This window comes from Maribacter ulvicola (assembly GCF_900155985.1).
GTDB classification, from domain to species: domain Bacteria; phylum Bacteroidota; class Bacteroidia; order Flavobacteriales; family Flavobacteriaceae; genus Maribacter; species Maribacter ulvicola.
This window is the reverse complement of record NZ_FTMA01000006.1, coordinates 16,455-42,622: the sequence shown is the minus strand read 5'-3', so window position 1 is coordinate 42,622 and position 26,168 is coordinate 16,455. Positions and strand designations below refer to the sequence as shown.

The 26,168-nt window shown below is 34.3% G+C and carries 29 protein-coding genes; 12 read left to right on the top strand and 17 right to left on the bottom strand.

The features are described from left to right. The first annotated feature begins 33 nt into the window (after positions 1-33). Positions 34-1,116: a hypothetical protein gene (locus tag BW936_RS14670; protein ID WP_076549486.1), complete on the top strand. Its 1,083-nt coding sequence runs from the start codon at positions 34-36 to the stop codon at positions 1,114-1,116. A gap of 59 nt (positions 1,117-1,175) precedes the next feature. Here BW936_RS14670 and BW936_RS14665 read toward each other — a convergent pair whose 3' ends face one another. Beyond that, positions 1,176-1,427 (bottom strand): zinc-ribbon domain-containing protein, encoded by a 252-nt coding sequence (locus tag BW936_RS14665; protein ID WP_076549483.1) that lies wholly within the window; start codon positions 1,425-1,427, stop codon positions 1,176-1,178. A gap of 374 nt (positions 1,428-1,801) precedes the next feature. Between BW936_RS14665 and dnaG the strand changes: the two genes are divergently transcribed. Further along, positions 1,802-3,787: a DNA primase gene (gene dnaG / locus BW936_RS14660; protein ID WP_076549479.1), complete on the top strand. Its 1,986-nt coding sequence runs from the start codon at positions 1,802-1,804 to the stop codon at positions 3,785-3,787. Between the two features lie 69 nt (positions 3,788-3,856). Here the strand turns inward: dnaG and BW936_RS14655 are convergent, their stop codons facing one another. Together BW936_RS14655 and nadE are read right to left on the bottom strand one after the other, a co-directional pair. Then, positions 3,857-4,486 carry a response regulator gene (locus tag BW936_RS14655; protein ID WP_076549726.1) on the bottom strand — a complete coding sequence of 210 codons (630 nt, stop codon included), beginning with the start codon at positions 4,484-4,486 and terminating at the stop codon, positions 3,857-3,859. A 153-nt stretch (positions 4,487-4,639) separates the two neighbouring features. Continuing rightward, entirely contained in the window at positions 4,640-5,440 is an 801-nt protein-coding gene (gene nadE / locus BW936_RS14650; protein ID WP_076549476.1) for an NAD(+) synthase, read from the bottom strand. 70 nt (positions 5,441-5,510) lie between these two features. Here nadE and gldB point away from each other — a divergent pair, with 70 nt between their 5' ends. Continuing rightward, a complete protein-coding gene (gene gldB, locus BW936_RS14645) occupies positions 5,511-6,488 on the top strand; it encodes a gliding motility lipoprotein GldB (protein ID WP_076549472.1) in 978 nt (325 codons plus the stop codon). Next, positions 6,489-6,836, top strand: a complete 348-nt coding sequence (gldC, locus tag BW936_RS14640; protein WP_076549469.1) for a gliding motility protein GldC — start codon at positions 6,489-6,491, stop codon at positions 6,834-6,836. Between the two features lie 419 nt (positions 6,837-7,255). On the opposite strand, the gene BW936_RS14635 is transcribed toward gldC, so the two are convergent. From BW936_RS14635 to BW936_RS14610, 6 genes are all read right to left on the bottom strand, one after another. Continuing rightward, positions 7,256-7,843, bottom strand: a complete 588-nt coding sequence (locus BW936_RS14635; protein ID WP_143744172.1) for a hypothetical protein — start codon at positions 7,841-7,843, stop codon at positions 7,256-7,258. Between the two features lie 86 nt (positions 7,844-7,929). Next, positions 7,930-8,565 carry a transglutaminase-like domain-containing protein gene (locus BW936_RS20235; protein WP_076549465.1) on the bottom strand — a complete coding sequence of 212 codons (636 nt, stop codon included), beginning with the start codon at positions 8,563-8,565 and terminating at the stop codon, positions 7,930-7,932. A gap of 438 nt (positions 8,566-9,003) precedes the next feature. Then, positions 9,004-9,405, bottom strand: coding sequence for a group III truncated hemoglobin (locus tag BW936_RS14625; RefSeq protein WP_076549463.1), 402 nt, complete (start codon positions 9,403-9,405; stop codon positions 9,004-9,006). Between the two features lie 9 nt (positions 9,406-9,414). After that, on the bottom strand, positions 9,415-9,759 hold the full coding sequence (locus BW936_RS14620; RefSeq protein WP_076549724.1) for a cupin domain-containing protein: 345 nt from the start codon (positions 9,757-9,759) through the stop codon (positions 9,415-9,417). A gap of 222 nt (positions 9,760-9,981) precedes the next feature. Then, positions 9,982-10,803, bottom strand: coding sequence for a zinc-dependent peptidase (locus BW936_RS14615; RefSeq protein WP_084182099.1), 822 nt, complete (start codon positions 10,801-10,803; stop codon positions 9,982-9,984). Continuing rightward, the gene (locus BW936_RS14610; protein ID WP_076549459.1) at positions 10,784-11,272 is read right to left on the bottom strand and encodes a P-loop nucleotide/nucleoside kinase family protein; all 489 of its coding nucleotides are present in this window, start codon (positions 11,270-11,272) and stop codon (positions 10,784-10,786) included. The genes BW936_RS14615 and BW936_RS14610 overlap by 20 nt, the downstream gene beginning before the upstream one ends. A 200-nt stretch (positions 11,273-11,472) precedes the next feature. Here BW936_RS14610 and BW936_RS14605 point away from each other — a divergent pair, with 200 nt between their 5' ends. Next, positions 11,473-13,563 carry a lipocalin family protein gene (locus BW936_RS14605; RefSeq protein WP_076549456.1) on the top strand — a complete coding sequence of 697 codons (2,091 nt, stop codon included), beginning with the start codon at positions 11,473-11,475 and terminating at the stop codon, positions 13,561-13,563. A gap of 135 nt (positions 13,564-13,698) precedes the next feature. On the opposite strand, the gene BW936_RS14600 is transcribed toward BW936_RS14605, so the two are convergent. Then, positions 13,699-14,871, bottom strand: a complete 1,173-nt coding sequence (locus BW936_RS14600) for a metallophosphoesterase (RefSeq protein WP_076549454.1) — start codon at positions 14,869-14,871, stop codon at positions 13,699-13,701. 223 nt (positions 14,872-15,094) lie between these two features. Here BW936_RS14600 and BW936_RS14595 point away from each other — a divergent pair, with 223 nt between their 5' ends. Then, positions 15,095-15,913: a sensor histidine kinase gene (locus tag BW936_RS14595; RefSeq protein WP_076549452.1), complete on the top strand. Its 819-nt coding sequence runs from the start codon at positions 15,095-15,097 to the stop codon at positions 15,911-15,913. Next, the gene (locus BW936_RS14590) at positions 15,910-16,611 is read left to right on the top strand and encodes a LytR/AlgR family response regulator transcription factor (protein ID WP_076549449.1); all 702 of its coding nucleotides are present in this window, start codon (positions 15,910-15,912) and stop codon (positions 16,609-16,611) included. The genes BW936_RS14595 and BW936_RS14590 overlap by 4 nt, the downstream gene beginning before the upstream one ends. Before the next feature lie 51 nt (positions 16,612-16,662). Here BW936_RS14590 and BW936_RS14585 read toward each other — a convergent pair whose 3' ends face one another. The 5 genes from BW936_RS14585 to BW936_RS14565 form a co-directional block, all read right to left on the bottom strand. Beyond that, on the bottom strand, positions 16,663-17,121 hold the full coding sequence (locus BW936_RS14585; RefSeq protein ID WP_076549447.1) for a DUF2750 domain-containing protein: 459 nt from the start codon (positions 17,119-17,121) through the stop codon (positions 16,663-16,665). A gap of 32 nt (positions 17,122-17,153) precedes the next feature. Further along, positions 17,154-18,203 (bottom strand): nuclease-related domain-containing protein, encoded by a 1,050-nt coding sequence (locus BW936_RS14580; RefSeq protein WP_076549445.1) that lies wholly within the window; start codon positions 18,201-18,203, stop codon positions 17,154-17,156. A gap of 170 nt (positions 18,204-18,373) precedes the next feature. Next, positions 18,374-19,429, bottom strand: a complete 1,056-nt coding sequence (locus BW936_RS14575; protein WP_076549443.1) for a YbjQ family protein — start codon at positions 19,427-19,429, stop codon at positions 18,374-18,376. 257 nt (positions 19,430-19,686) lie between these two features. Next, positions 19,687-20,463, bottom strand: a complete 777-nt coding sequence (locus tag BW936_RS14570; RefSeq protein ID WP_076549441.1) for a hypothetical protein — start codon at positions 20,461-20,463, stop codon at positions 19,687-19,689. Between the two features lie 252 nt (positions 20,464-20,715). Next, the gene (locus BW936_RS14565; RefSeq protein WP_076549439.1) at positions 20,716-21,114 is read right to left on the bottom strand and encodes a hypothetical protein; all 399 of its coding nucleotides are present in this window, start codon (positions 21,112-21,114) and stop codon (positions 20,716-20,718) included. 209 nt (positions 21,115-21,323) lie between these two features. Here BW936_RS14565 and BW936_RS14560 point away from each other — a divergent pair, with 209 nt between their 5' ends. The 3 genes from BW936_RS14560 to BW936_RS14550 all read left to right on the top strand — a co-directional run bounded on the left by BW936_RS14560 (position 21,324) and on the right by BW936_RS14550 (position 22,469). Then, positions 21,324-21,713: a hypothetical protein gene (locus tag BW936_RS14560; RefSeq protein ID WP_076549437.1), complete on the top strand. Its 390-nt coding sequence runs from the start codon at positions 21,324-21,326 to the stop codon at positions 21,711-21,713. A 236-nt stretch (positions 21,714-21,949) separates the two neighbouring features. After that, positions 21,950-22,189, top strand: a complete 240-nt coding sequence (locus BW936_RS14555) for a ribbon-helix-helix domain-containing protein (protein WP_076549435.1) — start codon at positions 21,950-21,952, stop codon at positions 22,187-22,189. After that, a complete protein-coding gene (locus BW936_RS14550) occupies positions 22,182-22,469 on the top strand; it encodes a type II toxin-antitoxin system RelE/ParE family toxin (protein WP_076549433.1) in 288 nt (95 codons plus the stop codon). The genes BW936_RS14555 and BW936_RS14550 overlap by 8 nt, the downstream gene beginning before the upstream one ends. 678 nt (positions 22,470-23,147) lie before the next feature. Here the strand turns inward: BW936_RS14550 and yihA are convergent. Both yihA and BW936_RS14540 read right to left on the bottom strand, forming a co-directional pair. Then, complete coding sequence (gene yihA, locus BW936_RS14545) at positions 23,148-23,762, bottom strand: ribosome biogenesis GTP-binding protein YihA/YsxC (protein ID WP_076549431.1); 615 nt, start codon at positions 23,760-23,762, stop codon at positions 23,148-23,150. A gap of 11 nt (positions 23,763-23,773) precedes the next feature. Further along, positions 23,774-24,538: an alpha/beta fold hydrolase gene (locus BW936_RS14540; protein ID WP_076549428.1), complete on the bottom strand. Its 765-nt coding sequence runs from the start codon at positions 24,536-24,538 to the stop codon at positions 23,774-23,776. Positions 24,539-24,801: 263 nt separating this feature from the next. Here BW936_RS14540 and BW936_RS14535 point away from each other — a divergent pair, with 263 nt between their 5' ends. Continuing rightward, positions 24,802-25,275 carry a division/cell wall cluster transcriptional repressor MraZ gene (locus BW936_RS14535; protein WP_076549425.1) on the top strand — a complete coding sequence of 158 codons (474 nt, stop codon included), beginning with the start codon at positions 24,802-24,804 and terminating at the stop codon, positions 25,273-25,275. Further along, complete coding sequence (gene rsmH, locus BW936_RS14530; protein WP_076549423.1) at positions 25,265-26,167, top strand: 16S rRNA (cytosine(1402)-N(4))-methyltransferase RsmH; 903 nt, start codon at positions 25,265-25,267, stop codon at positions 26,165-26,167. Before BW936_RS14535 ends, rsmH begins: the two co-directional genes overlap by 11 nt. Position 26,168: the final 1 nt, after the last annotated feature.

Genomic DNA, 26,168 nt, shown 5'->3' with positions numbered 1-26,168 from the left:
GGAGTTTATTCATCAAAAAAAATCAAAATCGAAATGAGAACAATTACAATGTATTTAATCTTGGCACTGACACTTCTTGTAGTGCAAAATTCAGTAGCGCAAGAAGATTATCAAAAAACAATAGATATTCTAAACGAGCAAAAACTTAGTATTACCAGGCAAGAGAAAGAAGCCCTTAAATTTGAAATAGCAGCAATTTCTAAAAAGTTAGATAATGATGAAATAACAAAAGAAGAGGCAGATGCTTTGAAAATGAAAGCAGCAGAAAAGCACGCGCTGAACATTGAAGATAGAATAGCCATTATCAATAATAAAATTTCTTTATTGGAAAGGAACAATGGTGAAGTGAAAGAATTGGATACCTTGAATTATAAGTTTGCTTTTCAAATAGGGTTTGGTGATGATGATAAGGATGGAGGGAAACTGCTGGGTTTTAGATTAAATGAAAACCCGAATAGAAAAGAGCCTATTTACGATAGAAGAACCTACTCAGATTTGGTAATTGCGGTAGGTCTTAATAATGCTATAGTTGAAGGGCAGTCTTTAAACGATTCACCATACAAAATAGGAGGTAGCAGATTTTTTGAAATAGGATGGCAGTGGCGTACCCGAGTATTTAAAAATACTAATTTTTTAAGATTTAATTACGGGTTCTCATTTCAGTTTAACGGATTAAAACCGAAGGATAATCAGTATTTGGTTTCTTTAGATAATGGACAGTCCGAACTTCAAGAGTTCGATTATGAGTTAGATAAATCGAAATTTAGAATGGATAACCTGGTTTTTCCTATGCATTTCGAGTTTGGACCATCAAAACAGAGTACAAGCGAAAAAAAGATGAGGTACTCTTTAAAGGATCAATTTAGAATAGGATTAGGGGGCTATGGCGGATTTAATATAGGTACACGTCAAAAATTAAAATACAACCTTGACGGTGATAATGTAAAAGACAAGCTGAAGCGTAGTTATAATACCAATGATTTAATTTATGGCTTAAGTGCTTATGCAGGTGTTGATGGTTTTCTGTTGTATGTAAAATATGATTTGAATCCTATATTTAAAGATGCCGCTGTAGAGCAAAGAAACATTTCATTAGGTCTTCGTTTCGACCTTTAAATAAGAAATTCATCAATCAAATTAGCTGTGGTGCCGTGTGTAAAAACCGGTTACTACAGCTAATTATTTGTATTAGATAATTCGCGATTCATCTCTTCGGTAAATTCATTTTCAAAATAACCTCGTTTACAATGGCTGCATTCTACCATAGTTGTGCTAGATATATTAAATAGCTTGATCCAGAAAATATGAAAATAGTTCTTTTGGGTAACAGCGATTAAAGTCCCGCGTTGTTGGCAATACGGACATGTGCTATTAAAAAGTTTTTTAGTTTCGGGCTTTCCAGGTCTTGTGCCAAAGAATAGAATCATAAGATATTATTAGTATTTTTCGGAGAACTACTTAATATGGTTTTAATAAATGAATGTCACTTCGAGTGAATTTTGAGACCTTTTTAGGAACAAAATTAGTATTGAGAACTTTTCTTGTTCTAAAGGTTTTCGATTCACCTTATTTTTCCAATGATATTATTGTTGAATAAAGCATTGGAATAAACGTGCTAATTATTTTCTGTCTAACTGTAAAACGATTATATACGCTAATGTAATAAAATAGATAACTTTTTTTATAATTTAAAAAAGCACATTCATTTTTGATTGCATATGTCAACCGTTTAAATTTTAATACTTTTATAAATTATTTAAAAAACAAAGTTTCCCTCCTTTGGAGGGCCTAAGGGAGGAATATGATTTCAAAGATTACCATAGATAAAGTGTATGAAACCGCTCGTTTAGAAGAGGTGATTGGTGATTTTGTGCAGTTAAAGAAATCAGGTACTAACTTTAAAGGCCTTAGTCCGTTTACAGATGAACGTTCCCCCAGTTTTATGGTATCTCCCGTAAAGCAGATTTGGAAAGATTTCAGTAGTGGAAAAGGAGGTAATGTCGTTGCTTTTTTAATGGAGCACGAGCATTTTACCTATCCTGAGGCTATAAAATATTTAGCGAAGAAATATAATATTGAAGTAGAGGAGACCGAGCAATCTAACGAACAAAAAGAGCAGGCCAGTGAACGCGAAAGCATGTATCTGGTCTCTGAATTCGCCCAAACACATTTTAAAGAAATGTTGTGGGAATCTGAGCTGGGTAAAGCAATCGGTTTAAGCTATTTCAAGGAGCGTGGTTTTACAGATGAAACTATCAAGAAATTTGAGTTAGGGTATTGCTTGGATCAATGGGACGGTTTTACAACTGCAGCGCTAGATAAAGGGTATAGGCTAGAATACCTTGCAAAAACAGGTTTGACCATTGTCAAGGAAGATTCTAACAACCCGAACGGAGCTAGAAAATTTGACCGTTTTAAAGGTCGGGTGATGTTTCCTATTCATTCTTTAAGTGGTCGTGTGCTAGGTTTTGGAGGCCGTATATTAAAGAACGATAAAAAAGCGGCCAAATACCTGAATTCTCCCGAAAGTGATATCTACCATAAGAGTAAAGTGTTGTACGGTATTTATCATGCCAAACAATCTATTGCTAAAGAAGATAATTGCTATTTGGTAGAAGGATATACCGATGTAATTCAATTTGCGCAGCGTGGCATAGATAACGTGGTATCTTCTAGTGGTACGGCATTGACGCCAGAACAGATTAGGCTGATTAACAGGTTGACCAAAAACATTACCGTATTGTTTGATGGTGATGCGGCTGGTTTGCGTGCATCGCTACGGGGTATAGATTTAATATTGGAGCAAGGTATGAACGTACGCGTATGTACATTTCCAGAAGGGGAGGATCCAGATAGTTTTGCCAAGAATAATGAGCTAGAAGATGTCATGATGTATCTGAATGACAATTCTAAAGACTTTATTCAGTTTAAAGCATCGCTTCTTGTTAAAGAGGCAAATAACGACCCAATTAAAAGGGCAGATACCGTTAGGGATATTGTAAATAGTATTTCTAAGATTCCCGATCGCATTCAGAAAGAGGTGTATATACAAGAGTGTGCCCAAATCATGAATATATCTGAGGCTGTTTTGTTCAATACACTTGCGCAGATAGGGAAAAAAGAAGATAAAAATGTACAAGCACAACAAAAAGAGGAGCAAAAGGCTTTTGATGTTGTTCGCAATACGCCTGAGGAAAAAGAAGAAAAAGTTGATGTGCAGTATCTATTAGAGCGAAAAATTATAGAATCGCTTATGTTGTACGGTAATTATAAAGAAGAATTTGAAGATCTGGTCTTGAAAGAAAATAGTGCCGGTGATTTAGTGCTGGAACCAGAAATATCAGAAATTAAGGTATACGAAAAAATTTATTTGGATCTGCAAGAAGATGAAATAGAATTGGCCAATGAAGAATTTCGTAAAATGTATACTAGGTTAATTGAAGCCTTAAATGAAAAAGAAGATTTTTCTATAACTTCTTTCGTTAATGGGCTCGATCAAGAAATGGCCAATCAAATTTCTTCTATTTTGATGGAAGAGGAGCGTTATACGCTGCATGACTGGGAGCGTAAAGAAATTTTTCCAAAGAGTAAGGAAATAGGAGTGGCACAGTTGGTAAGTGAAACGATACTAACGCTCCGTTGCTTTTTGATTAAAAAGAGAATGAGCACTTTGCAACATGCTACTGAAGATTCAACGAAAGATAATAGAGAGGTGTTAGAAGAAATTATGAACTACATTCAGTTGAATAAGTTATTGAATAAGAAATTAAATAGGGTGCTATCTTGATCTACACCTTATTGCAAATAAAAAGACCTGCTAAATGCAGGTCTTTTTTATGTCATTCAATAGTAAGAATTAGTACAATTCCAAGGCTTTTGCCTGCTGCAATAAATCTACCATGTTGTCTACATTTAATTTTTTCATTAAACGAGCTTTATAGGTACTAACTGTTTTTTCGTTTAGGTTTAATCCTAAAGCAACTTCTTTGTTGCGTTTACCACTAGCTAAAAGTTTTAATACTTCTATTTCTCTTGTGGATAATTTTCTAAAGAATCTTCTTGGTTTCTTAGTTCCTTCATCAAAAGCAAGACGTTGTGCAAGTTCGTTGGTAATGAACATACTACCCTCACTTACCTTGGTTACTGCAGCGGTAATGTATTCTGTACCAGATGATTTGGATAAATAGCCAAAAGCACCGGCTCTTATGGCGCTAAGGGCATAAACATCTTCAGACTGGCCGCTGTACATAAGAACTTTTACGTCTGCGTAATCTTTTTTAATTTTGCGTAATGCCGCTATTCCATTAATTTCCGGAATATCCATTTCTAGCATGACCACATCGGGGGTTGTGTCTTTGAGTTTTTTAAAAAGTTCTTCGGTAGTAGCTACCTCATCGATCAATTCAAATCCCTCAGCGGATTCTAGAACCTTCCTAACTCCCATTCTTATGATAGGGTGGTTGTCCGCTATTAAAACTTTGATCATTAATTGTTTTTTTATATAGATTTTGAAACCTATGTTGTCTAAAAAGACTACATGCAATGTAAGGCTTAAAATTCTAAATTAGAAGTCAAAGTTGCATTATTTTGTTATTAACGTATAATTTAGGGGTTTATTTTCGATTTAATACCTTGATTATTAGTTGAGTTGTTGTTTTAATCGTTCTGGAATCTCACAAACAGGTATAGGTATCATCTTATGTTGGTTCATTGTATTCAACCGTGTAAAGATTGCATAAACCTCTTTTTGTCTTCCTTCAAAATCATCAGCTATTTTACCTTCGTCTTTCATGGTCATTGCCCATTCTAGCTCAGGGTAAGAGGCACCTATTTGGTCTTCATCGGTTCTGTCATCTCCCCATAATCCATCAGTTGGTGCGGCACCAATGATCTCTTGGTTTATGTCTAAAACCTTTGCAATGTCATATACCTCGGTTTTCATTAGATCGGCAATTGGGCTCAAGTCTACTCCACCATCCCCGTATTTAGTATAAAATCCAACACCGAAATCTTCAACTTTATTCCCTGTGCCTGCTACCAGATAACGTTCAAGTGCAGCAAAATAGTACAAGCTGGTCATGCGTAAACGTGCTCTGGTATTTGCTAAAGACATAAACCTGTCTTCCTCATTATCCACAGTTGGTAATGCAGCCACAAGACTATCGAATACCGGGGTTAGATTTACCGGTTGTCTTTTTACATTCGGAAAATTGGCTATTAACCAATCTATATGCCTAGAGGCACGATCACTTTGGTTCTCTGCTTGGTGAATGGGCATTTCTAAACAAAGTAGCTCTAAACCGGTTTTGGCACAAAGGGTTGAGGTTACGGCAGAGTCGATTCCACCAGATATACCTATAACAAAACCTTTCTGTTTTGCAGTTGTAGCATAATCTATTAACCATTTAACAATGTACTCGATTACCTTTTCCGTTTGCATACCGCTCTAATTATTTAGTAAAATCAATTAACTTTGCCTTAAAAATAAGTTGAACACTGTAAATAATAAAATGTATTGTAAGATACTTGCCAAGGTCAAACCTATTTTTGTGCTATTATCAGTTTTTTTTATTCTTTTTAGCTGTAATGATAGTGATAAGGAGGCCAAAGAGATTGCAGCCATACCCATGGATCTAAAAATTTCACGCTTTGATCGTGAGTTTGCGGCTTCTGGAGAGAAAGGTCTGCCTGGTTTGCGTAAAATGTATCCATACTTATTTCCAGCGCCGGATAGTGTTTGGATCGCTAAAATGAAAGACTCCCTTCAAATAGAGTTGTTTCAAGAGGTAGGCAATGCTTTCCATAGTTTTAAAGATGAGGAAGAAGGTTTGGTGCAGTTGTTTAAGCATATTAAGTATTATTTCCCTGATTATAAAGTGCCAAAGGTCATAACGGTGACCAATGATGTGGACTACAATAACAGAATTATTTTGACCGATAGTCTTTTGTTCATCAGTCTTGATAATTATCTGGGTTCTGAGCATAAGTATTATGGCGGATTCCAACGGTACATTGCGCAGTCATTAGATCGTAATTTTATGATAAGCGATGTAGCAAGTTCTTTTGCAAAGCAAGTTGTACCTAGGCCAAGAGATCGAACTTATCTGGCGCGGATGATTTATTTTGGTAAAGAATTATATCTTAAGGATAAATTGATGCCAAATGCAGAAGATCGCAGAAAAATAGGGTACTCCCAAGAAGATGTAGAATGGGCGATTGCCAACGAAGAGCCTATTTGGAGAAACTTCATAGAGAACGAATACTTGTATAGTACCGACAATAAATTAAATCAGCGATTTTTGGAACCTGCCCCTTTTTCAAAATTTGGGTTGGAGCTGGATAATGAATCGCCGGGGAGGTTAGGCCGTTACATAGGATGGCAAATTGTACGTGCCTTTATGGAAAATAATAAAGTAAGCATGATGCAATTAATGCCAATGCCTGCGGATGAAATATTTAAGAAATCAAATTACAAACCTAGAAATTAGATGGCAGATTTACATACTTCAGAAATAAAATTGCGCGTAGGATTAGACGAAAATAGAATTCCGGAAACATTAAATTGGTCTGCAGAAGACGGTGGTATAGAAAATGAAGCCGCAAAGGCAATGCTATTATCCGTTTGGGACAGTAAAAACCAAGAGTCGTTAAAAATAGACTTATGGACTAAAGATATGCCAGTTGATGAGATGAAAACATTCTTTCACCAAACATTGGTTTCTTTGTCAGATACCTTCTTAAAGGCAACACAAGACGAGAAAATGACCGCTACCATGAAAGATTTTTGTGATTACTTCGCAGAGAACTTAAACTTAAAAGATAAAGGCACAAAGTAATAAGTGTTAGGCAGGAAGTATTAGGTACAAAGTATTAAGTAAATCAAGATGTCATGGCGAGGAGCTTAGTGCGACTTCGAGATTAAAATTATCAATGTCAGTTCGAGTGGTTTTATGGTGTAGCATAGCGGAAACATAAAATTGTATCGAGAACAGATTTGGAACACACTCGGGTTCTCGATACAAATTTTCTCATACTTCGAAAATTCACTAGAACTGACAGGACGTTTTCATAAGTAGAAGGTTAGAAGTACAAAGTAATAAGTAAATCAAGAGATCATAGAGAGGAGCTTAGTGCGAATCGCTTAATACTTAATACAAAAACGCGCAGCGTTTAAACAACCATCAACGAACAACCATCAACGAACAACCATCAACGAACAACCATCAACGAACAACCATCAACGAACAACCATCAACTACTTCCTATTCTTTTTCGGCTTACAGGTCATGCAAAAATCAGAAAGAGCATTGATTTCATCGATAACTTTGTTGTGCTCTTTTTGTAGCATCTCTGAATTTTTCCCAAAATCTGTGGCTTTAAATACTTGTGCGCTAACAGTATTCATTTCTTCTTGTAGCGCGTTGAAAATAGGTTGAAATAAGCTAGAGTTACTAAAAGCACCTTTTTCTTCGTAGATTTTCTTGCGTATTTTTCTAGAGTAAAGCTCTACCAAATCAAAATCATAACGTCCAAATTGTAATAACTGATTTGCGGTCAGGGAGTCTGGTGCGACTAAAACTGCTAGGTTCTTTTGAAAAATAGCTTTTACCTTGTCATTGAAATTTTTGGTGAACATAAAGGACACCGAGTTCATATTAAAACTGAAATCGATTTTTGAACCCGAATAAATGGAATAGGTTGTAAGCGTGGGATTGATCTCTGATTCTAGAGACTGATAATCGTTTAGCTGTAATTCGTAATCAGGATTCCATAAAATAGGCTCCTGTGCAAAAAAAGGCAATGATGAAAATGTTATGAAAAGTAATAAAAGCGTGTTTTTCAAAGGATGTAATTTTGAAATGAAAGTACTATAAAAACTTAATGGGAAAGAAGTTTGAAATCTAATTATGTATTAAAATTTGTTAAAACCTACAACTGAAACTCAGTTTGGTTGGTGCCGGTATCAAAAATGTTGGGATAGTGTTCGCGTACATTTTGTTCCATAAATTCTATGGGTACATCTTCAAAATGCCCATAGTCTTCTAGGTACTCCATAAATTGGGTGCCCGCTTGGTTGAACTCTTGTAGCACTGCATCGTTTTCACCATCAAAATCCAAAGGTGCTACATGTAGCATTTGACATAACGATGTATTAAAAGTAGGGGAGAGCTTTAGCCATTTGTTATTGATATAGGCATCTACCATGCCATGGGGCGTGAGTTCGTTAGAACCAAATTTTTCCACTAACCGATCTACTGCAATATGATTTTTAACTTTCGCTAAATGAATTCTAGCTGGTATGCCAAGCGCTCTAAGTCCGGCAATTAAAATGATAGACTTATCAATACAGTGACCCTTTGGGCGTTTTGCAATTTCACTGGCACGATATTTCTCTCTATTGAAACTTAAGGAGTACGGGTCATATCTCCATGTGTCGCGCACCTTGTTGAATAATGCAATAGAAACTTCCTTTTTAGAAAATGCGGTATTTTTAAATTCATTTACTAACTCTTGTATCTCATCACTTTCATAATCAAAAAAATAGGTAGGGGATAGGTAGCTCATAGAGTTAAGTATTTGTAATATATATTGTTTTTTATGCCAAATACTAAGGTAATAAATTTTTAAGCGTTAAGGGTAATACGCAAATTGCCAAAAGCGAGTATTAAGTAATAAGTAATAAATAAAAAGTACAGAGTATGAAGTAACTATTATAAAGTGGAATGTGGAATAGAGAAAATGGAGGATAGAGAATAGACTAATTTTTATGGGTATTTGGCAAAGCTAAATTGTTTAAGTAGCCAGTAGCCAAGCTAAAAGCTAGTATTAAGTAATAGGTACAAAGTATGAAGTAACTATTGTAAAGTGGAATAGAGAAAATAGAGTGTAAAGAATAGACTTGTTTTTAATTCGTATTTGGCAAAGCTACATTGTTTAAGTAGCCAGTAGCAACTATATACTAATTCACCATCAAACTATCAACTGAACACTGACCACTGAATCCTAGTTCCTAAATTCTTCCGGTCTATTCTGCCAAATATGAATATACTGCCCAGTAGACATTCTACGCGCCATTTCTTTTGCCCTAGTGGCTAGTTCTCCTTCATAAAGTTCATCAATAGTTTTGAACCACAATTGAAGCCATTGTGCAAAGTGATCTTGAGAAATGGTATGGTGTAGATTTTTATCGACCTTGATATGTGCTTTAGACGGACTCCCTCTAAATGTACGTACGCCAAAAAGGTTGGATTCCCAGAAATCGGTAAGTTTACTTAGGTGTGCAGGCCACTCCTCGTCTGTAATGTGTCCGTTGAAAATAGGACCCAATAATTGGTTTTGCCTTATTTTATCGTAGAAAGTATGTACCAATACCCTAACATCTTCTTTATTGGTAATTTCGCTCATGATTTGTTTTTAAGAATCGGCAATAACTTTTTCAACCCTATTTGCAGCGTCTTGTTTAGAAAGCGTAAGACGAACAATACTATCGGATTTCGCTAAAAGGTCATGCGGAACATTAGCGGCTAAGGTAATCATATCTCCTTGTTTTAACGTATGAAGTGTACCTTCAACCCCAAAATCAATTACTCCTGCTACAATATGTACTATAATGGGAAAAGGAGCCTTATGTTCTTTCATAAGTTGCCCGTTCTTCAATAGAATTCTAATTTCTTTTGAAAAAGAAGTTTCTAAAAGAACTTTAGTAACTATTTTATTATCGTTGAAATCTACATTTTCAGTGAAGGATATCTTTTGCATTGCAGTGTTTTTTACAATAATATAAAACATCTATAGGCTAAACTATGACACATGTCAGGTAATTATTCCTATAGGGGTTTTATGATGAAATTTTGCAACGGTATAAAGTGTTTTCTACATTATATTGCTCAATAATAGAGATTTAATTGTTCTGGCAGTTGTGGTGAAATATTAATAATATTCTCAATGCAATGCCTCAGAGGTTTTCCCCAAGATTACTTGTTATTTTGGGTTTTTGCCGTTCCTGGGGTCTTGTTTTAACACTTTGGCGGTAGTTCGATAGAAGGTAGGTGCATAGGAATAAAACTCATGAGGTTGCTCAAAAAAGATAGCTAGTGTTGCGGCAAATAGCTCTGTTAAATCAGTGCCTTCATAATTTTTGAAAATGGTGTATTTTCCCTCATGAATAAGCGGCATTTTTTTAGAAGCCAATTCTTTCCAGGCATTGAGGTCCATGTCATTAAATGCTTTAGAGAAATAGGAGCTTTTAGCATGTTCAATAATCAGGCAATGGCTGAACTCTTGTAGGGCAAAATTAAATCCAGCATCAGAAAAAGTAAAGCTATTTTTTACAGCGGGCCAGGGCAGGTTTATATGCTTTGTCAGTGTGTTTTCGTCACCATTGAACAAAACTCTTTTGCTGGTACTTGTATTTGAAGGCGGAGAAACTAATACTGTTTTAAAGAGACTTAGGACAGGTTGTTTTAGTCCAAAAGTAATTTCAATAAAAGCACTAGAAATGACTAGTTTCATTTCTGTAGTAAGTTCAAGACCTTCTGTAGCGCTAAAATGTGTGGTCTTTAAAAATAACAGAGTTCTTTTCACAAAAGCCTTTTGGTGCTTTTCTGATAATGCAGCGTAATAGGAGTTCCATTTGTTAAGTACCTCATGGCATTCTAGCTTGCTGCTAGACTTAATAAAAAAGTTGACGAAAGTATGTTTTACGTTCAAGTGGTAGTGTTGGTTGAAAGTGCGGTTCAGTAAATAGTAATTGCAAAAAAAAAATTGGAGCGCAAAATTAATGTTATTCAGTGATAACAACACTACCTTTTAGTTCATTTTCGGTAGGTTTTTCAAACCAAGTTTCCATAAAATTAAAATCCTCTTGGCTGACTTCAAACTCAAAGGTGGCTCCTTTTTCCGTGTTGCGCCGCTGCACGCGTTCCCATCTGGTTGTCTTAGAAATATTTAAAAAGTGAAGTGTAATTTCATACCCATGAGATGCTGCAAAGGTTCTAAACTTTTCTCGGTGTTCAAATTTAGATAGGCCCAGGTCTAAAATGGCATCGGTATCAGATTCTTCTAATTGCGCTACCACATTTAAAATCATCTGTTCGGCCCGCTCAATACGTTCTAAAAACCATTCTAATCCGTCTGTTTCTGTTTTGTCTGGTAGAAACAGGGTGTTGTTCCAAGTGTCTATAGAGAAAATGACACCTTTGGTTTTACGCTTAAGGGCATTGGCGTAGGTAGTTTTTCCAGATCCAGTATTTCCAACGATGAGGTGTAGCATTACGGTTGTGAAATTTAATATATAAAACCTGTAATAGTGATTAGCTAATAAATTTAATTTATAAATATGACCTTTCGAAATTTATATATAGTTTGGTGGCGGATAGTATAATTACTACTGTTTTTTGTCGAAAACTAAGCTAGATATCAAACAATATTTTTCTTAATAGGTTATTACTTAAAATTCTTTAAACTTAAATGATGTTCAAAAGATATAGATATTTTATTTTTTGCCTCCTTATTTTCTTTTCTTGTAGTAAAGAAGAGAACAATTCTACAGCAGAAGAAGGCATTGACAAACCTCAAGTAGATACAAATGTAACAAATGAAGATATTGAAGGAGCTTGGTATGTGCATGCAGGGGAATATATGGGAGATATTATTCAAGTAGCACCTAGATTTGCAGCATGTGGTTACGATTATTTAGTATTTGAAGAGAAAGGTGTTTACAAAGAAGTTTTATATAATAACAATGATTGTATTTCTGAAAAAGAATTTGCTAATTGGGTGTTGAAAGACGGATTAATTACAATTTCGAATGCACAAGGCGAAAAAGAGGAACTTCCGGTAATTGAATTTCAACCTTCAGAATTGGTTGTGAATTTTAAATTTGATATTGATAATGATGGAAGTGAAGATAGTTTAAAAGCTTATTTAAGGCCATATGATCCCGTATCTAATAATCATATAGCTAATTCATTTGTTAGGCTTTCAGAAGAAACCGGATTGTTGAAATTTAACTGGAAGGAAGAAACTGATATTGAATCTTTTAATGCTTATGAGGTTTATCGGTCACAAGATGGTGAATGTTCAAAAGAGGGGGCGATACTATTGGCTGAAATAAAAGATAGTGGTACCACTACTTTTGTCGATTATGATCCGCCAGCTACTCAAAATAATTTATGCTACTTTTTAAGGGTGTATACTAAAGAGGGAATGGTAGGAGAAAGTGAATTAGTAAATGTGAATCCTAAAGAACTAACTATGGATGGTGCCTTTTACTTAAATAGTGCCAACTTAGAAGGTGAAAATGTTCTTCTTAATTGGAGTGAATATAACAATCCATACTTTTCACATTACGAAATAGTTTATGCGAATTCTGACGGAAGTAACTTACTTTTTCATGAAGAAGATAGCATAATATCAATTGATGCTTATACAGAAACTAGTTTTCTAGATACAGACCCTCCATATATAGAAAATCCTTTTTTTGCCATTTACGCTTATAATATATTTGGAGCTAGTGTAGTTAGTAATTATGAACAGATAACCTTTAGAAGAAAAGAATTAACAGGTCCAATTTGGTTAAGCCATATTGAAATAGATGTTTATGAGGCATCAGTTTATTTACACGGGGTAAGTAGTATACCTGATTGGAGTGATTATGGTGTAAATGCAGTTTTGAGAATTGACTATAATGAGGGTTTACTTAAGTCAACAACTAGTGATGAGGTATATGTAGCCGGTGAGTTTCCATTTAGAAAACCATTTAATTTTCCAGAGGGCAAAGAGTTGGTAACAAATGGACAATCAAATTTACATTTCCTACACCCAATAACGCTAACTGAAAATTTTTCATTTGGTTCGTTCTACTTATATGAGGAATTCGGTTTAAGTGGTATCATTGATTATACTTACACGGATAACGGATTTTTAGTTATTATAAACGCTAGTGATATATTTGTTTTTCAACGAATGGGAGAAGAGTTAATTCTTCTAGATAAACAAATTCATTATGAAAATCACCAAGGAGATAATTTAGAAAGATTGCTTCAAGTAAATGAGAATGAAATCATTATTGGTCATAAAAATGAGCCGAATAGTATGCTATTTAAAGTTGATGAAAATGGTTTGTTACAAAACAAAAGAGTTATATCAATACCATTAAGTTCTAATTATAGTGCTAAGTATAAAAATGCTTCTTTTTATAGTGAGTCAAATAACTCGCTTATAAATTATGGTGATAGAACATTGTATTCTACACTTACTTTTCAGGATGAAGCGCAAATGCCAGATGAACTATTTGCCCTTGGATTAGGTCAAAATTCAAATTATATTTTTGCAAGTACAAATGATCCTGATTGGTATGGAAGTGATATAAAAACACAGTTTTTAAAGCGCGAAGTATTAATGTTTGATATTGAAACAGGGCAAGTTACAGCTATTAAAACAAAAGGATATCCAATTTGGGTATTTGAAAATAATTCAGGTGAAATTTTCTCTATTTCTATTCCGGAAAATCAAATAATTACCGAATTTGATGTTTTTGTAGAGAAAATTGAAATGCCTTGACCCTGTTCGTTACATATCAATTTATGTAGTAATTTTTGCAATTTGCACTGGGTTTAAGGTCATTTTGAATGAGTATATTGCCCTAAATAAGAAAAACGCTATTATTTTACCGAAATCCATTAGTTAAATAGAATTTTATAATTCCAATTGCTTACCGTCGTGTTTTAGTCTATAGAATTTCTCTGGTGTAATAAGCAGGCCTTCTGAGTTTTTGTTGGGCCAGTTTTTATTATAGTCTTTAGGGTGTTTCACATCAATAGCATATACTTTTCCATTATATAACTTCTTTACGGACCATTGCAGGGTGTGACCCACAATAATATCGGTTGCATTAAATTTATCAATTCCTATAGCAACATCTTCTTGTGATAGGTCATCTTTAAAATAACCTCTGTACCAACAGATTCCTTTTTTATTAGAAGTAACCAATTGTTCAATAGTCTCTTCAGGTTTTGGAAAATAGGAGAGGTGATAATTGTCTCTGTTTATTTGGTTGACCTGGTCTAATGTAATGTCATATTTGGCTATACCTGGGTGAATGCCTCCGTGAGCAAATAAATGTCCGTTAATACGCTCTATAGTATTTTTAAAAGCCATCCACCGTCCTAGAAAAGCGTTGTTGTTATAGAGATCATGATGTTGCTTTTCTAAAATAGACGCAACACCGTAATACTTGTAAGAAGCCGACTTAAATTTGCCTTGCATGTTGTACAGCTCATGATTGCCAATAATAAAATGTACATGTCCGCCTTTATTTTTAGCATCTTGTTCCAGTTTGTAAATGAACCAAAGTACTTGGGTAGTAGAAAAACCTCTATCCACAAAATCACCAACAAGGACAAGGTGGCCTTTCTCAAAGATCCAATTTAAGTTGGTGTCTATTACTTTGTGCGTAATTAAAAAATCGCGAAAAGTTTTGTAACCACTTTCAATATCAGAAATGGCTAAAATAGGTTGGTCGTCGGTATAGGAGGTTGCCGGTATTTCAAATTCAGACCTGATTGTAAAACTAAAATTAGAGTCATCTAAAGGAAATTTACTTATAGCAGCAATGTGTTCTTTACTATTGTGCGTTGTTTTGTCCACATAAAAACCATCAGTTTTATTCCCTCTAATATACTGTACGTTAATGGTGCTGTCATTTTCATAAAATACATACGGACCTTCCTTATCTAAATTCAGGCTCAGTGGATCGGTACCGTAGGCCACACTTCCGTTGAGCGAGACAACGACGATAATGCCAATGATGAATAAAACCAGTATAGTGCCGAGTACATTTTTAAAATAGCGAATAATTCTTTCTTTCATGTTACTTGATTTGATGTTCGTTTTTTGATTGATGATGGCACAAACATATGGGCAAAAGAATAGACCTAAAATTTTATGTGATATACTTAAATAATTTGGTGGTTATACTTGCCATTGGGGATGGTGAACTGTTTTTGACCTAGTCTAAAAGTTGTTTGTAACCGAAATAGGTGTGTTCATCACTATTAATTATTTGCGATAGTATTTCTTCTATTTTTGTGGCATGATGCAATTTATAAATAAAAATAATTGGCTGGTAGTCAAAGTAGTAGTGCTTATCACTTTACTGATCCCTTTGTTAATTACCACGTACGAGTTTATCGTTTTAGGTAATGAATCTGTGGTTTTTCTAGCAGATTATCCATCGGTAGTAGGTATAATCGTGGTGGTTTATTATTCCCTCTTATTAGTGATAGGGTTGCTATGGCTCATAAAACAATTGATCGCTATTTTAAATTTAAAGAAGGAGACCAAAAAAAGTGAGTTGTTGCATTTGCAAAGTCAAGTAAACCCGCATTTCTTTTTTAACATGCTAAACAATGTATACGGTATGGTAGATAAAGATACCGATGGTGCTAAAGACCTTATTTTAAAGTTGTCAGATTTAATGCGGTATAGTATTTATGAAGGGGAAAAGGAAACTGTACCGTTGGCAGAAGAGATTTTGTATGTACAAAATTATATAGCGTTACATAAAATGAGGTATCATAAAGAAATTGATATTGAGTTTACCATAGATGTCGCAGATGACACCATAAAAATAAGACCGTTGATATTGATTATTCTATTAGAGAATGCCTTTAAACATGGTGTAGAGAATTTGCGCGAAAAAGCATATGTTGCCATACATTTAAAAACCAATAAAGAAAGATTACTTTTTGAGATAGAAAATAATTTTGATCAAAATGGAATTACGGAAACAAAAGGTATAGGTCTCAAAAACTTAAAACGGAGATTGGTACTGGCATATCCTAAAAAGCATCAATTTAGGGTTGAAAAGAACAATACGGTATTTAAAGCACAATTAGAACTGCACATATGATTACATATTTAATTATAGATGATGAACCAATAGCTCATGAAATTGTAAAAGGCTATGCTGATTTGTTGCCAAATATGAAATTAGCTAAGCATTGTTATGACGCTATTGAAGCTTTGGCTTATTTGCAGGGTAATCCAGTAGATTTAATCTTTTTAGATTTAAATATGCCCAAATTAAAGGGATTTGATTTTTTAAGAACACTACAGAATCCTCCAAAAGTAATAGTCACTACCGCCTATAAGGAATATGCGTTAGAAGGGTATGAGCTAAATGTTATAGATTATTTATTAAAGCCATTTAGTTTTGAACGGTTTTTAAAAGCCATCAATAAAACCATACAACAGAAAGGCTATCCACCACAATCAGAAGCTATAAAAAATGAAGAAGAACCGTTCATTTTTCTATACAGCGATAAAAAGCATATTCAAGTAAAATTGAATGATATACTACTTGTTGAAGCAGCCGGAAACTATTGTAAGGTTATTTTAAAAGAAGGTCAGCAGATTCTAATTCGAGAAAAAATATCAGATGCATTAGAAATGCTTGCAACAGATAAATTCATTCAAGTACATAAATCGTTTATAGTGGCAAAAAAACATATTGAAACCGTAGAGGGGAATAGCATACAAATAAAAGAGTATCAAATTCCTATAGGTAAAGTGTATAAAACAAAGGTTCTTGATTTTCTGAAATTATAAGGGCACTTTTATTAACCGGTCAAATGGGTATTCATTCAACGGTATTCATTTTTACCCATTAGCAATTGTCGCCTGTTCTTCTAAATCAGCAATATTTTCAAATTTTTGAAGCGGTAGTTCTTTGTTGGTCGCTTTTATTTCAGCGACTAAGGCAAGAATTAAATCTAGGGGTTTGGCTTCATAGCCAAACATGTTTTGGTCAAACTCAATACCGGCAAGTATACCGTCATTTTCCATACCTACGCCCCAATTTTCTATAAAATCTACTAAGGCTATTTCAGTAATTTGGTAGTTGCTCCAATGGTTTATGGCGCAAGATTTTGCTCTGCCATTTTCAGCCCAAAAACATAGTATATCTACAGGTTTACCACGTTCGTTTTCATAATGCGCAGAGGCTGAGGTGGCAAACCCATCTTGGTTTTGCAGCGCATAAACAACGTCTGTTTCACAAACCGTTTTTATAAATTTTTGGTATCTGTTTTCAATAATATCGGAGCCTTGTTGTTCCATGTTTTGTGATTATATAAAGTTCGCGAATTTAACTAAACTAAATGGGAAGTAATTTCATTAACCTGCTCTTCGGTTAAGATAGGTTCAAAGTATTTGATATAGTCATTAAGTTCTTTTAATAATTTTACACTTACAAATTTAAACTCAGTATTAGGTTTATTGTTAATCATGACTATAAGGTTTCGAATTGGAATTTTTTGTTCTCCCCAATGATGATTATGTAAAGTTATATTTTCCGAAATGTAGATGTATAGAGCAAAATTTGATCTTCTAATTTGTTCTATTGGGGATCTCAGACTAATAGAATTAACAGAATTCTTACTCCAATTTTTTGTTTCTATTATAAAAATTCCTGCCTTTGAGATTAAAAGGTGGTCTATTTGTATAGAATAAATTCTCTCGTTTTGTTGTTTGTGAAAAATAGGTGGGGAAAAATCTAACTTAAAATCATTGATCAAAATAAAATCGTCAGAAAGTTTTTTGATTTCTTTTACAACTAAGTTTTCACCTATTGCTCCAGAAATCAGGTTTTTGCATTCTTCTAAAACAGCACGGGTGAATTCTAATTCTTCAATTTTACTTTTCGCTCTTCTTTCAATCAGAATTTGCTTATTAGATTCGTATTTATTTATAAATACCTGGTCGATTTTAATTTTTTGAGCTAATGGTTGAACAACTTTACTGAGTATTTTAGATTTCCTGCCTTTAAAATCATTGCATCGTCTTTTTAAATAATAAAGCTTTATGCTCGATAGTATTTTATATAAAAAACTAAGACTGTTCTTTTTATGAATGATATCAATTTTGGATTGTAAATCTGCAATTTTCCTATCTATTTTTTCTGTCGCTAAGTTGCTTATTTCAACTTTTTGTTGGGTATTTTCTTCAAGGCGAATACAGGTGTTATGATATTCTTGTTCTAAATCGTTTTTTGTGTCGTTTAGAACTGTTGATTTTCTAGAATCAAAATCCTTTAAAAAATCTTTAATCTCTCTTACAGATTTAAATCTAGAAACACCTTTGTTTTCTAGCTCATATTTAAGCGATTTTAATGATTCTATAGTTCTGTATATTCTTGCCATTAAGGATAAAACTTAAATAAGCGATAACGTAATTGATTAATTGTCTAGTAAATAAACTGAATATACTTGAAATATTTAAGCTCAAGAATCTGTTTTTTGAATTTATGAGCCTAGAATACTATTGTCTAAGATTAAAGAAGAATTTATTTATTTTTTACCTCCATTCTTTGTTATGCAAAGTTTTTTTCTAATATTTCTAATCTGTGTTTTAAATTTTCTTTTATTTCCTTTAGATTAATATTTGAGTTTTTAAGACCATGAATGTCTTTATTACAACCTCTGCAAATTTCTCGTTCCAGACTATTTTCTTTTCCACATTCGCATTTCCAAACCTCAATGTCTTTTCTTGTCAACTTGTCTAATGTTTGGTAAAACTCAGCTTTAATAGGAAACTTACTTTCCAGTTTATCAATAGTTTCTTTGATTGCTTTTATGTCCGATTTGAAATAGGTATTTTTATGAACTCCAGATATTAAAGCTCCAACGTTATTAAGATTTTGATTGTCACTTGATAGTAAGGAAAGGTTTTTGTCAAAGTCAACTAAATTTAATTCTTTTACAATGCTGACAACTGGTTTTAAATCATTCTCTTCATTACTTTCTATAAATGTAAAGATTTCTGTTATTGCTAGTTCTCTGTCTATATTATCAAAAAAAGCCTTTAAGTTTTCTCTGAAATCCGTTGAGTTTTGGCTTTTGATCACTTTGTTTAAAAGAAATGGGCTTAATTCCGAAATCTGATTTTCTATAATTAAATTCCAATTATTTTCGTTCAAATTGAGATTATTGCTTTCTGCTTTTTTTAGAAGTTTGGTTTTTAGTTCAAGCTGTTCAAAAGCTTCTAAATCTATAGAAGTTGAATTATTTATTACTTCTTTACTTTTTCCAGCAACGCGAACAGCTGTTCCCATTGCTGTAACCATTAACATTGATTTTCCTTGAGCAGAAATTTCGTCGTTTTCGATTGTCAGTCCAATAACGTAGTTTGCTTTTAAATAATGAGCACGCTTTTTTAATTCATAAATAGCTTGTTGATTTATTTTTTCTAATGACTTAGTGTAAGTGTTTGACTTCCCGCCAAAAATATCTCGAAAACCAGATAAAAAGTCTTTAAAAAAGTTCATTCCAATGACAATACTTACTGAAATCGGTTCAATATATTCCTCAATTTCTACATTTTGAAGTGAAGAAGTTGTTGTTACTTTTATGTGTTTAAAATGTTCCATTCAAATTTTCCTAACGGTTTGGCTAAACGTAGTACGGAGGCAAGGAAACTTTTCGTTTCCGTCTTCCGACGTAGCTAAAGCTTATTGTTTTGCTTTTTCTTTTTTGTTCTAAAGCTAAATCCATAAGATTTAGCGACTTTATAAATATACACTGACCTTTCGGTTTTGCCCATAAGTCCGCATTACGTTTAGGCTTTGTTATCTTTAGTTGTTTTCGCAAGAGTTACAACTTTTATATAAATCCATTATCTTACAGGTCATTGCTTTAAGCATTTTAATTTGTCCATAAACACCTCTTTATAAACTATGTCCTCTATATCGTTATAATAAGAAGTCCCTTGAAGTCTTATTTTGTCTATGGGCGATTTTAAAAGTCTATTATATTCTCCACTTGTTAATCTACCTTGTAGGCGGAAAGAGCCACAGTCTGTCTCTCCAAAATGATAAAATTTGACTATATCTCCATTTTCGAGTTTAACTTGTACGAACGATTTGTCATGTGAGTATGAACTTGCACATCCAAGGTCTTCTGCACTATCAAAAACTATTGAATAATTACCTCCGAAATTTCTTAGCTGAATACTTAAATAACTCAAAATGTCCCCAACTTGATAAAAGTCCGTGTACTTTCTAAGTTTTCCATTAAAATCGTCTATTTCGTTGGTTTCATATTGGCAATTTTTCTTATACTCTATTTTTGCAATGCTGTCCTGTATAATTTTTTCTTTTTTATAAGCTACAATTTTATTTGCGACTTGAGTTTTGATAAATTCTTCATTTTGAACACTTTTATCTTCAATATATCCCTTACAATTCCCTTGCTTTATTAAATACCTTGAGTATTTTTTACCAGTTGCATAAATTGGAATTGAGTCTTTTATTTTACAATATGAATCAAAGCCCGCACTATATTTATAAACTTTAGTTCCTGTTTCTACAATGACTTGTATCTCAGTTCCAAATTCTTGTAATTGCTGAGCTTTTAAATTTAGATTGCAGATTATTAATAGTATTAATGGAAAATATGTTTTCATTAGTTTTGGTTTTTTACAATTAAAGATAACTACTGTATATGTGTACAATTACACATATTCCGAAATAATCAGAAATATGCATAATCGCACTTCTAATACACCACTAAAGAATAAACCTACAATTTCCATTTCACACTCCATTACGGGAAACCATAATTGACTTAAAAATCAGATATTTTTTTAATATTTACAGGTTTTAAAGGACTTAAAACTAGATAAGCCGATATTTAAAATATCGACTTATTCCAATTGCTATTCAATATTAATTGTTGCTGTTTTAACATCTCCTCTTTCTACGGTAATAGCTTTGTAAGCATCTCCTTCTTCGGAAAATACTGCGAAATAAAGTGTTGTTTGGTTATCAACTGTATTTAAATTTATAACATCTTGTAATTTGAAAATAGCTACTCCATTCTCATTTGTTGCTACAGTTTTTGCTGCATGAAATGCTGTAAAAAAGGCAGTTGAAGGACCTGTTTGAACAGTAAACATTCTTACGGGATAATTTGCTTGTAAATTTCCGTTGTACTCAACTGTTATTTCTACAGTTGCTCCTAATTTGGTAGGTTCTTCATCATCTTTTGAGCAAGACGTAAATAATATTTGCAACAAGGTTAATAATGATAATCCAAGTAATTTAATTTTATTCATTTGATTTGGGTTTATTTTTAAGGGTTAAGTATATTAATTCTCTATAATTTCATAATGGGAGGTTAACCCAGCATTAACCTGTTGGTATAGTTTTTCTTCATTTTTTTTTCAAGCAATAAACTTACAATAAGCCTATAATACTTTGTTACGGGAAACCATAATCAGTCATATATTATGTATGGTTTAGCTACTTTTACGACCAAATGGTCATGTCAAAGAAAATTTTATTTATCTATAATGCCAATAGCGATACGGGCAGTAAAATGTTAGACTTCGCCCATAAAATTGTGAGTCCCGCAACCTATAACTGTAATCTCTGCAGTTTGACCTTTGGCAATTTTACTGAGAACAAACAATGGAAAACCTTTAGAGAGAGCTTGCTAACGAAAGGCTACGAACTAGAATTCTTTCATAAAGATGAATTCCAAGAAAACTATAAAAGCAAATTTGGGCATGCATTTACCTATCCTATTATAGTAGTAGAAACGACACATGATTTAGAGGTGTTGGTGTCTGCTGAAAAGTTGAATTCTTTTGAGGGAGTGGAGGAGTTAATCGCTGCGCTTGGTTCTTTAGTTGGCAGTTCCAGTTTTCAGTAGGCAGGTTCAGTTTTCAGTTGTCTTTAGTGAGATGTTATCCCTACTGTCAGTTCGAGTGAATTTGGAGGTACGAGAAATTAGTATCGAGAACAGGTTTGGAACACGCGAGGGTTCTCGATACAAATTAGTAAGCAGTTTCAGTATTCAGTTGTCTTTAGTGAAGTGTTGGCAACAATATTACAAAAATTTGGGTTTGGTTCGTTTTTGGTGTAAATTGACATCAAAATATATTTCCCATGGCTAGACAGAGCATATCTTTAACACCACCTAATGATGAGTGGTTAAAGGCGCAAGTTGACAATCAAGAATATTCAAGTAAGAGTGAACTTGTTAATGACTTAATTCGTCAGGCAAGAAATCAACAAGTCGAAATTGACTGGATTAAAACTAAATTAGAAAAGTCTGAAAATAGTGGATTTACTACTGATAGCAAAGAAGAAATCTTAGCACAATCCAAGTCTAAGCTTAATGAATAAATATAGGCTAAGTAACGACGCTAAAGATGACCTCATACGTATTCACCGCTACGGAACAAAAAAATATGGAACTCAACAAGCGGACAAATATTTTGAAAGGTTTTTTGAATATTTTGACATTATTGCGAAAAGTCCTTACTCATTTGAATCTATAGAATACATAGGGAAAGGGTATCGGAGATGTGTTTGCGGTTCGGACAGTATTTACTACAAAGTCAATAATGATATTGTTGACATAATGGCGATTGTCGGAAAACAGGATTTGAAAAATATACTTTAAACTGTGTGCAAAATACTGTTGCCAACACAACCTATGAACAATACGGGCTTAGGTATTAAAATGCTAAGGTTTGCGTATACCTGCCTGCCGGCAGGTTTATAATGTCGCGAAATCTTTCGGATTTCGCTTTGGACAAGAAAAAAGAAAAAACAAAACCAAAAGATTTCGCTATATGCTTGGCGGAAAGCAAACGCTAGTTTGTCTTCATGCTGATCATAGCTAAAACGTTATCCCTACTGTCAGTTCGAGAGAATTTGGAGGTACTAGAAATTAGTATCGAGAACAGGTTTGGTACATTCGAGGGTTCTCGATACAAATTTTTTCCTTCCGCTCTGCTACCGTAAAATATCCACTCGAACTGACATTTCGTTTTTGGGAGAGTATTAAGTACTAAGCATTACGTAAAAAGTATTAAGTCGTAAGTAATAAGTAAAGAGTATTAAGTAGTACGTTTAAACTCGAGTATATTAAATAGGAAGTATGAATCAAACCGCTCTGAGTACGAAGAACTAACACAAACAGCTTAGTACTTAGTACTTAATAAAAAAAACGCGTAGCGTTAAGAAAACTGCCAACTGCTACTGCTAACTGATATTGCCAACTGAATACTAGAACAAGTACTTAATACAAAAAACGCAGCGTTAAAAAAACGAACAATCAACAACGAACAACCAACAACTACTTCGTTGCCTCAAAAAACTTCTCGTTGATATCATCTATATAGGCAAGCACTTCATCACGGCCGCTACGGTGGCTAGAGCTGGTAACAAAATGTGGTGGTGCTTCTTCCCACATGTCAGCCATAAGCTTGTCCAGGTATTGTTTTACTTGGCGCTCAACGGCTTTTGGTTTTAACTTATCCGCCTTGGTGAAGATTATGGCAAAGGGTACTCCGTTTTCACCCATCCACTGCATGAACTCCATATCTATAGGTTGTGGATCATGCCTAATATCTACAAGAACAAAAGAACATACTAGCTGCTCTCGTTGTAAAAAGTAATTAGTGATGTATTTTTGAAAGGTATTTTTATCACGTTTAGAAACACGGGCGTAACCGTAACCGGGTAAATCTACCAGAAACCAATTTTCATTGATTTTAAAATGGTTGATCAATTGGGTCTTACCAGGTCTACCAGATGTTTTTGCCAAGCTTTTACGCTCGGTCAACATATTGATCAAAGAAGACTTACCAACGTTAGAACGACCAATAAAGGCGTATTCCGGTAAAGGCTCTTTAGGGCATTTGGCAACATCAGAGTTGCTCATTACAAAGTCGGCCGACTTTATTTTCATCCGTAGGGTATTTAGAAATTGTTTTTCGTCAACCACCCATCAAGAATGGTGTTGAATTGGTCTGGGTGCTCCATCATAGGTGCATGTCCACATTTATCTATCCAGAATAAATCTGAATTTGGTAAAAGCTCATCAAACAGTTCTGCAACGTCTGGTGGGGTAACCGTATCGTTTTTTCCCCAAATAATACATGTAGGGGTTTTCATGCTTGGCAAGTCTTGTGCCATATTGTGCCTAATAGCACTTTTTGCGATCGCTAAAGTTTTAACCAATTTTACACGATCGTTAACCGTAGCAAAAACTTCATCTACGATCTCTTTCGTAGCCACTTTGGGGTCATAGAAAACATCTTGAGCTTTCTTTTTAATAAACTCATAATCACCACGTTTGGGGTATCCGTCACCCATTGCGCTTTCATAAAGACCGGAACTACCGGTGATTACCAAAGCTTTTATTTTGTTGGGGAACAATTTGGTGTGTAAAAGACCAATATGACCACCTAATGAATTACCTAAAAGTATCACATCATCAAGCTCTTTGTAGTCAATGAATTTTTTTAGGTATTTGGCAAAGTTCTTTACCGTTGTTTTTAACATCGGCATAGCGTATAAGGGGAGTTCGGGAATAAGCACTTTGTAACCTTTAGGAGGAAAAAAAGTATTTACTCCCTCAAAATTACTAAGTCCGCCCATTAGTCCGTGAAGGATAATTATGGGCTTCCCTTCACCTTTTTCTATGTACTTAAAGCCTCCGTCGTTAATTAAATCGTTTTTCATGCGCACTACTCATCAGTAATTGTCCAAATATAGGTAATTACAGAGAATAGCGAACAACTCTTTTCGATAAGGTGAATACAAGAAATTTTGAAATTTAGCTTTTTCATGTTTTATGGGCTGAGTGGTAAAATGAAGCCATAAAAATGGATGAAGGGTAAAAAGATGTTCAAAAGTGGGGTAATTTATTAACAAAGTGGTTTTTAGTGGTAAAATGTGGTAATAATATTTATATATTTGAGTTATATAAATAAAACACATCCAATTTGGACATCTTTTTCTTTGGGACTTTTAACTGCAAGGCTGATGCCAAGGGGCGAATTATGCTCCCTGTTGCGCTGCGCAATCAAGTAGCTCCGATACTAAAAGATGGTTTTTTTATTAAGAAATCATATTTGAGCGAATGTTTGGAATTGTATCCGGCATATGAGTGGCACAGGGTGATGGCAGAATTAAATGAAAAGAGCAGGTTTGATGAAGAGAACCTGCAATTTATAAGAATGTATACGGCGGGTTTACGACAAGTAGAGGTAGATGCGACCGGCAGATTATTGATCCCTAAGGACATTATTTCATTGGGCGGTATTACCAAAGAGGTGGTTATTGCGCCAATAGGTAAACGATTAGAGATTTGGGACAAGAAGGCGTATGATGAATCTATAAACGCAACAAAAGAAGAGAAGGTGAAGTTGGCAAAGCGTGTAATGTTAGGTGAAAAATCAAGTGAAGATGTATCATAGCCCTGTAATGCTGAAAGAATCGGTAGACGGATTGAACATCAAAGAAGATGGTGTTTACGTGGATGTGACATTTGGCGGTGGCGGTCACTCTAAGGAAATATTGAAAAGATTGGGGAAAGAAGGTAGGTTATATGCTTTTGATCAAGACGAAGATGCGCAGGCAAATGCCTTGGGAGATCCAAGATTTACCCTGATAGCGGAAAATTTTAGATACATCACCCAGTTTTTGAAGTTCTATGGCATAAAGAAGGTAGATGGTATACTTGCGGATTACGGGGTTTCATCGCATCAGTTCGATCAAGCGGAAAGAGGGTTTTCTACCCGTTTCGATGCAGATTTAGATATGCGAATGAGCAAGCGTAATACGTTATCGGCTTTTGATGTGGTAAATACCTATTCATATGATGACTTGCGTAAAGTGTTGTTCGAGTACGGTGATATTAGAAATGCGAATGCTATGGCAAAAGTAATTGTTGCTAGCAGGGAGGAAGAAAAAATACAGACTACCGATGCGCTGAAAACAGTGTTGAAGCAGTTTTTGCCAGAACATAGGCAGCATAAAATTTTGGCGCAGATATATCAGGCAATTCGCATAGAGGTGAATCAAGAGATAGAAGTGATCAAAGAGTTTTTGGAGCAAGCTCCAGGTTTATTGAGTGAAAAAGGGAGGTTAAGTATAATTAGCTACCACTCTTTAGAAGATAGGCTTGTAAAAAGATTTATTAGGGCAGGCAGGTTTGAAGGGGAGCCAGAGAAAGATTTTTACGGCAATATTGATGTGCCGTTAAAAAAAGTTGGTGGCTTAATAGTGCCAACACGAGAAGAGATAAAATTGAATAACAGGGCACGTAGTGCAAAATTGAGAATAGCGGAGCGTAATGGCGAAAAATAAA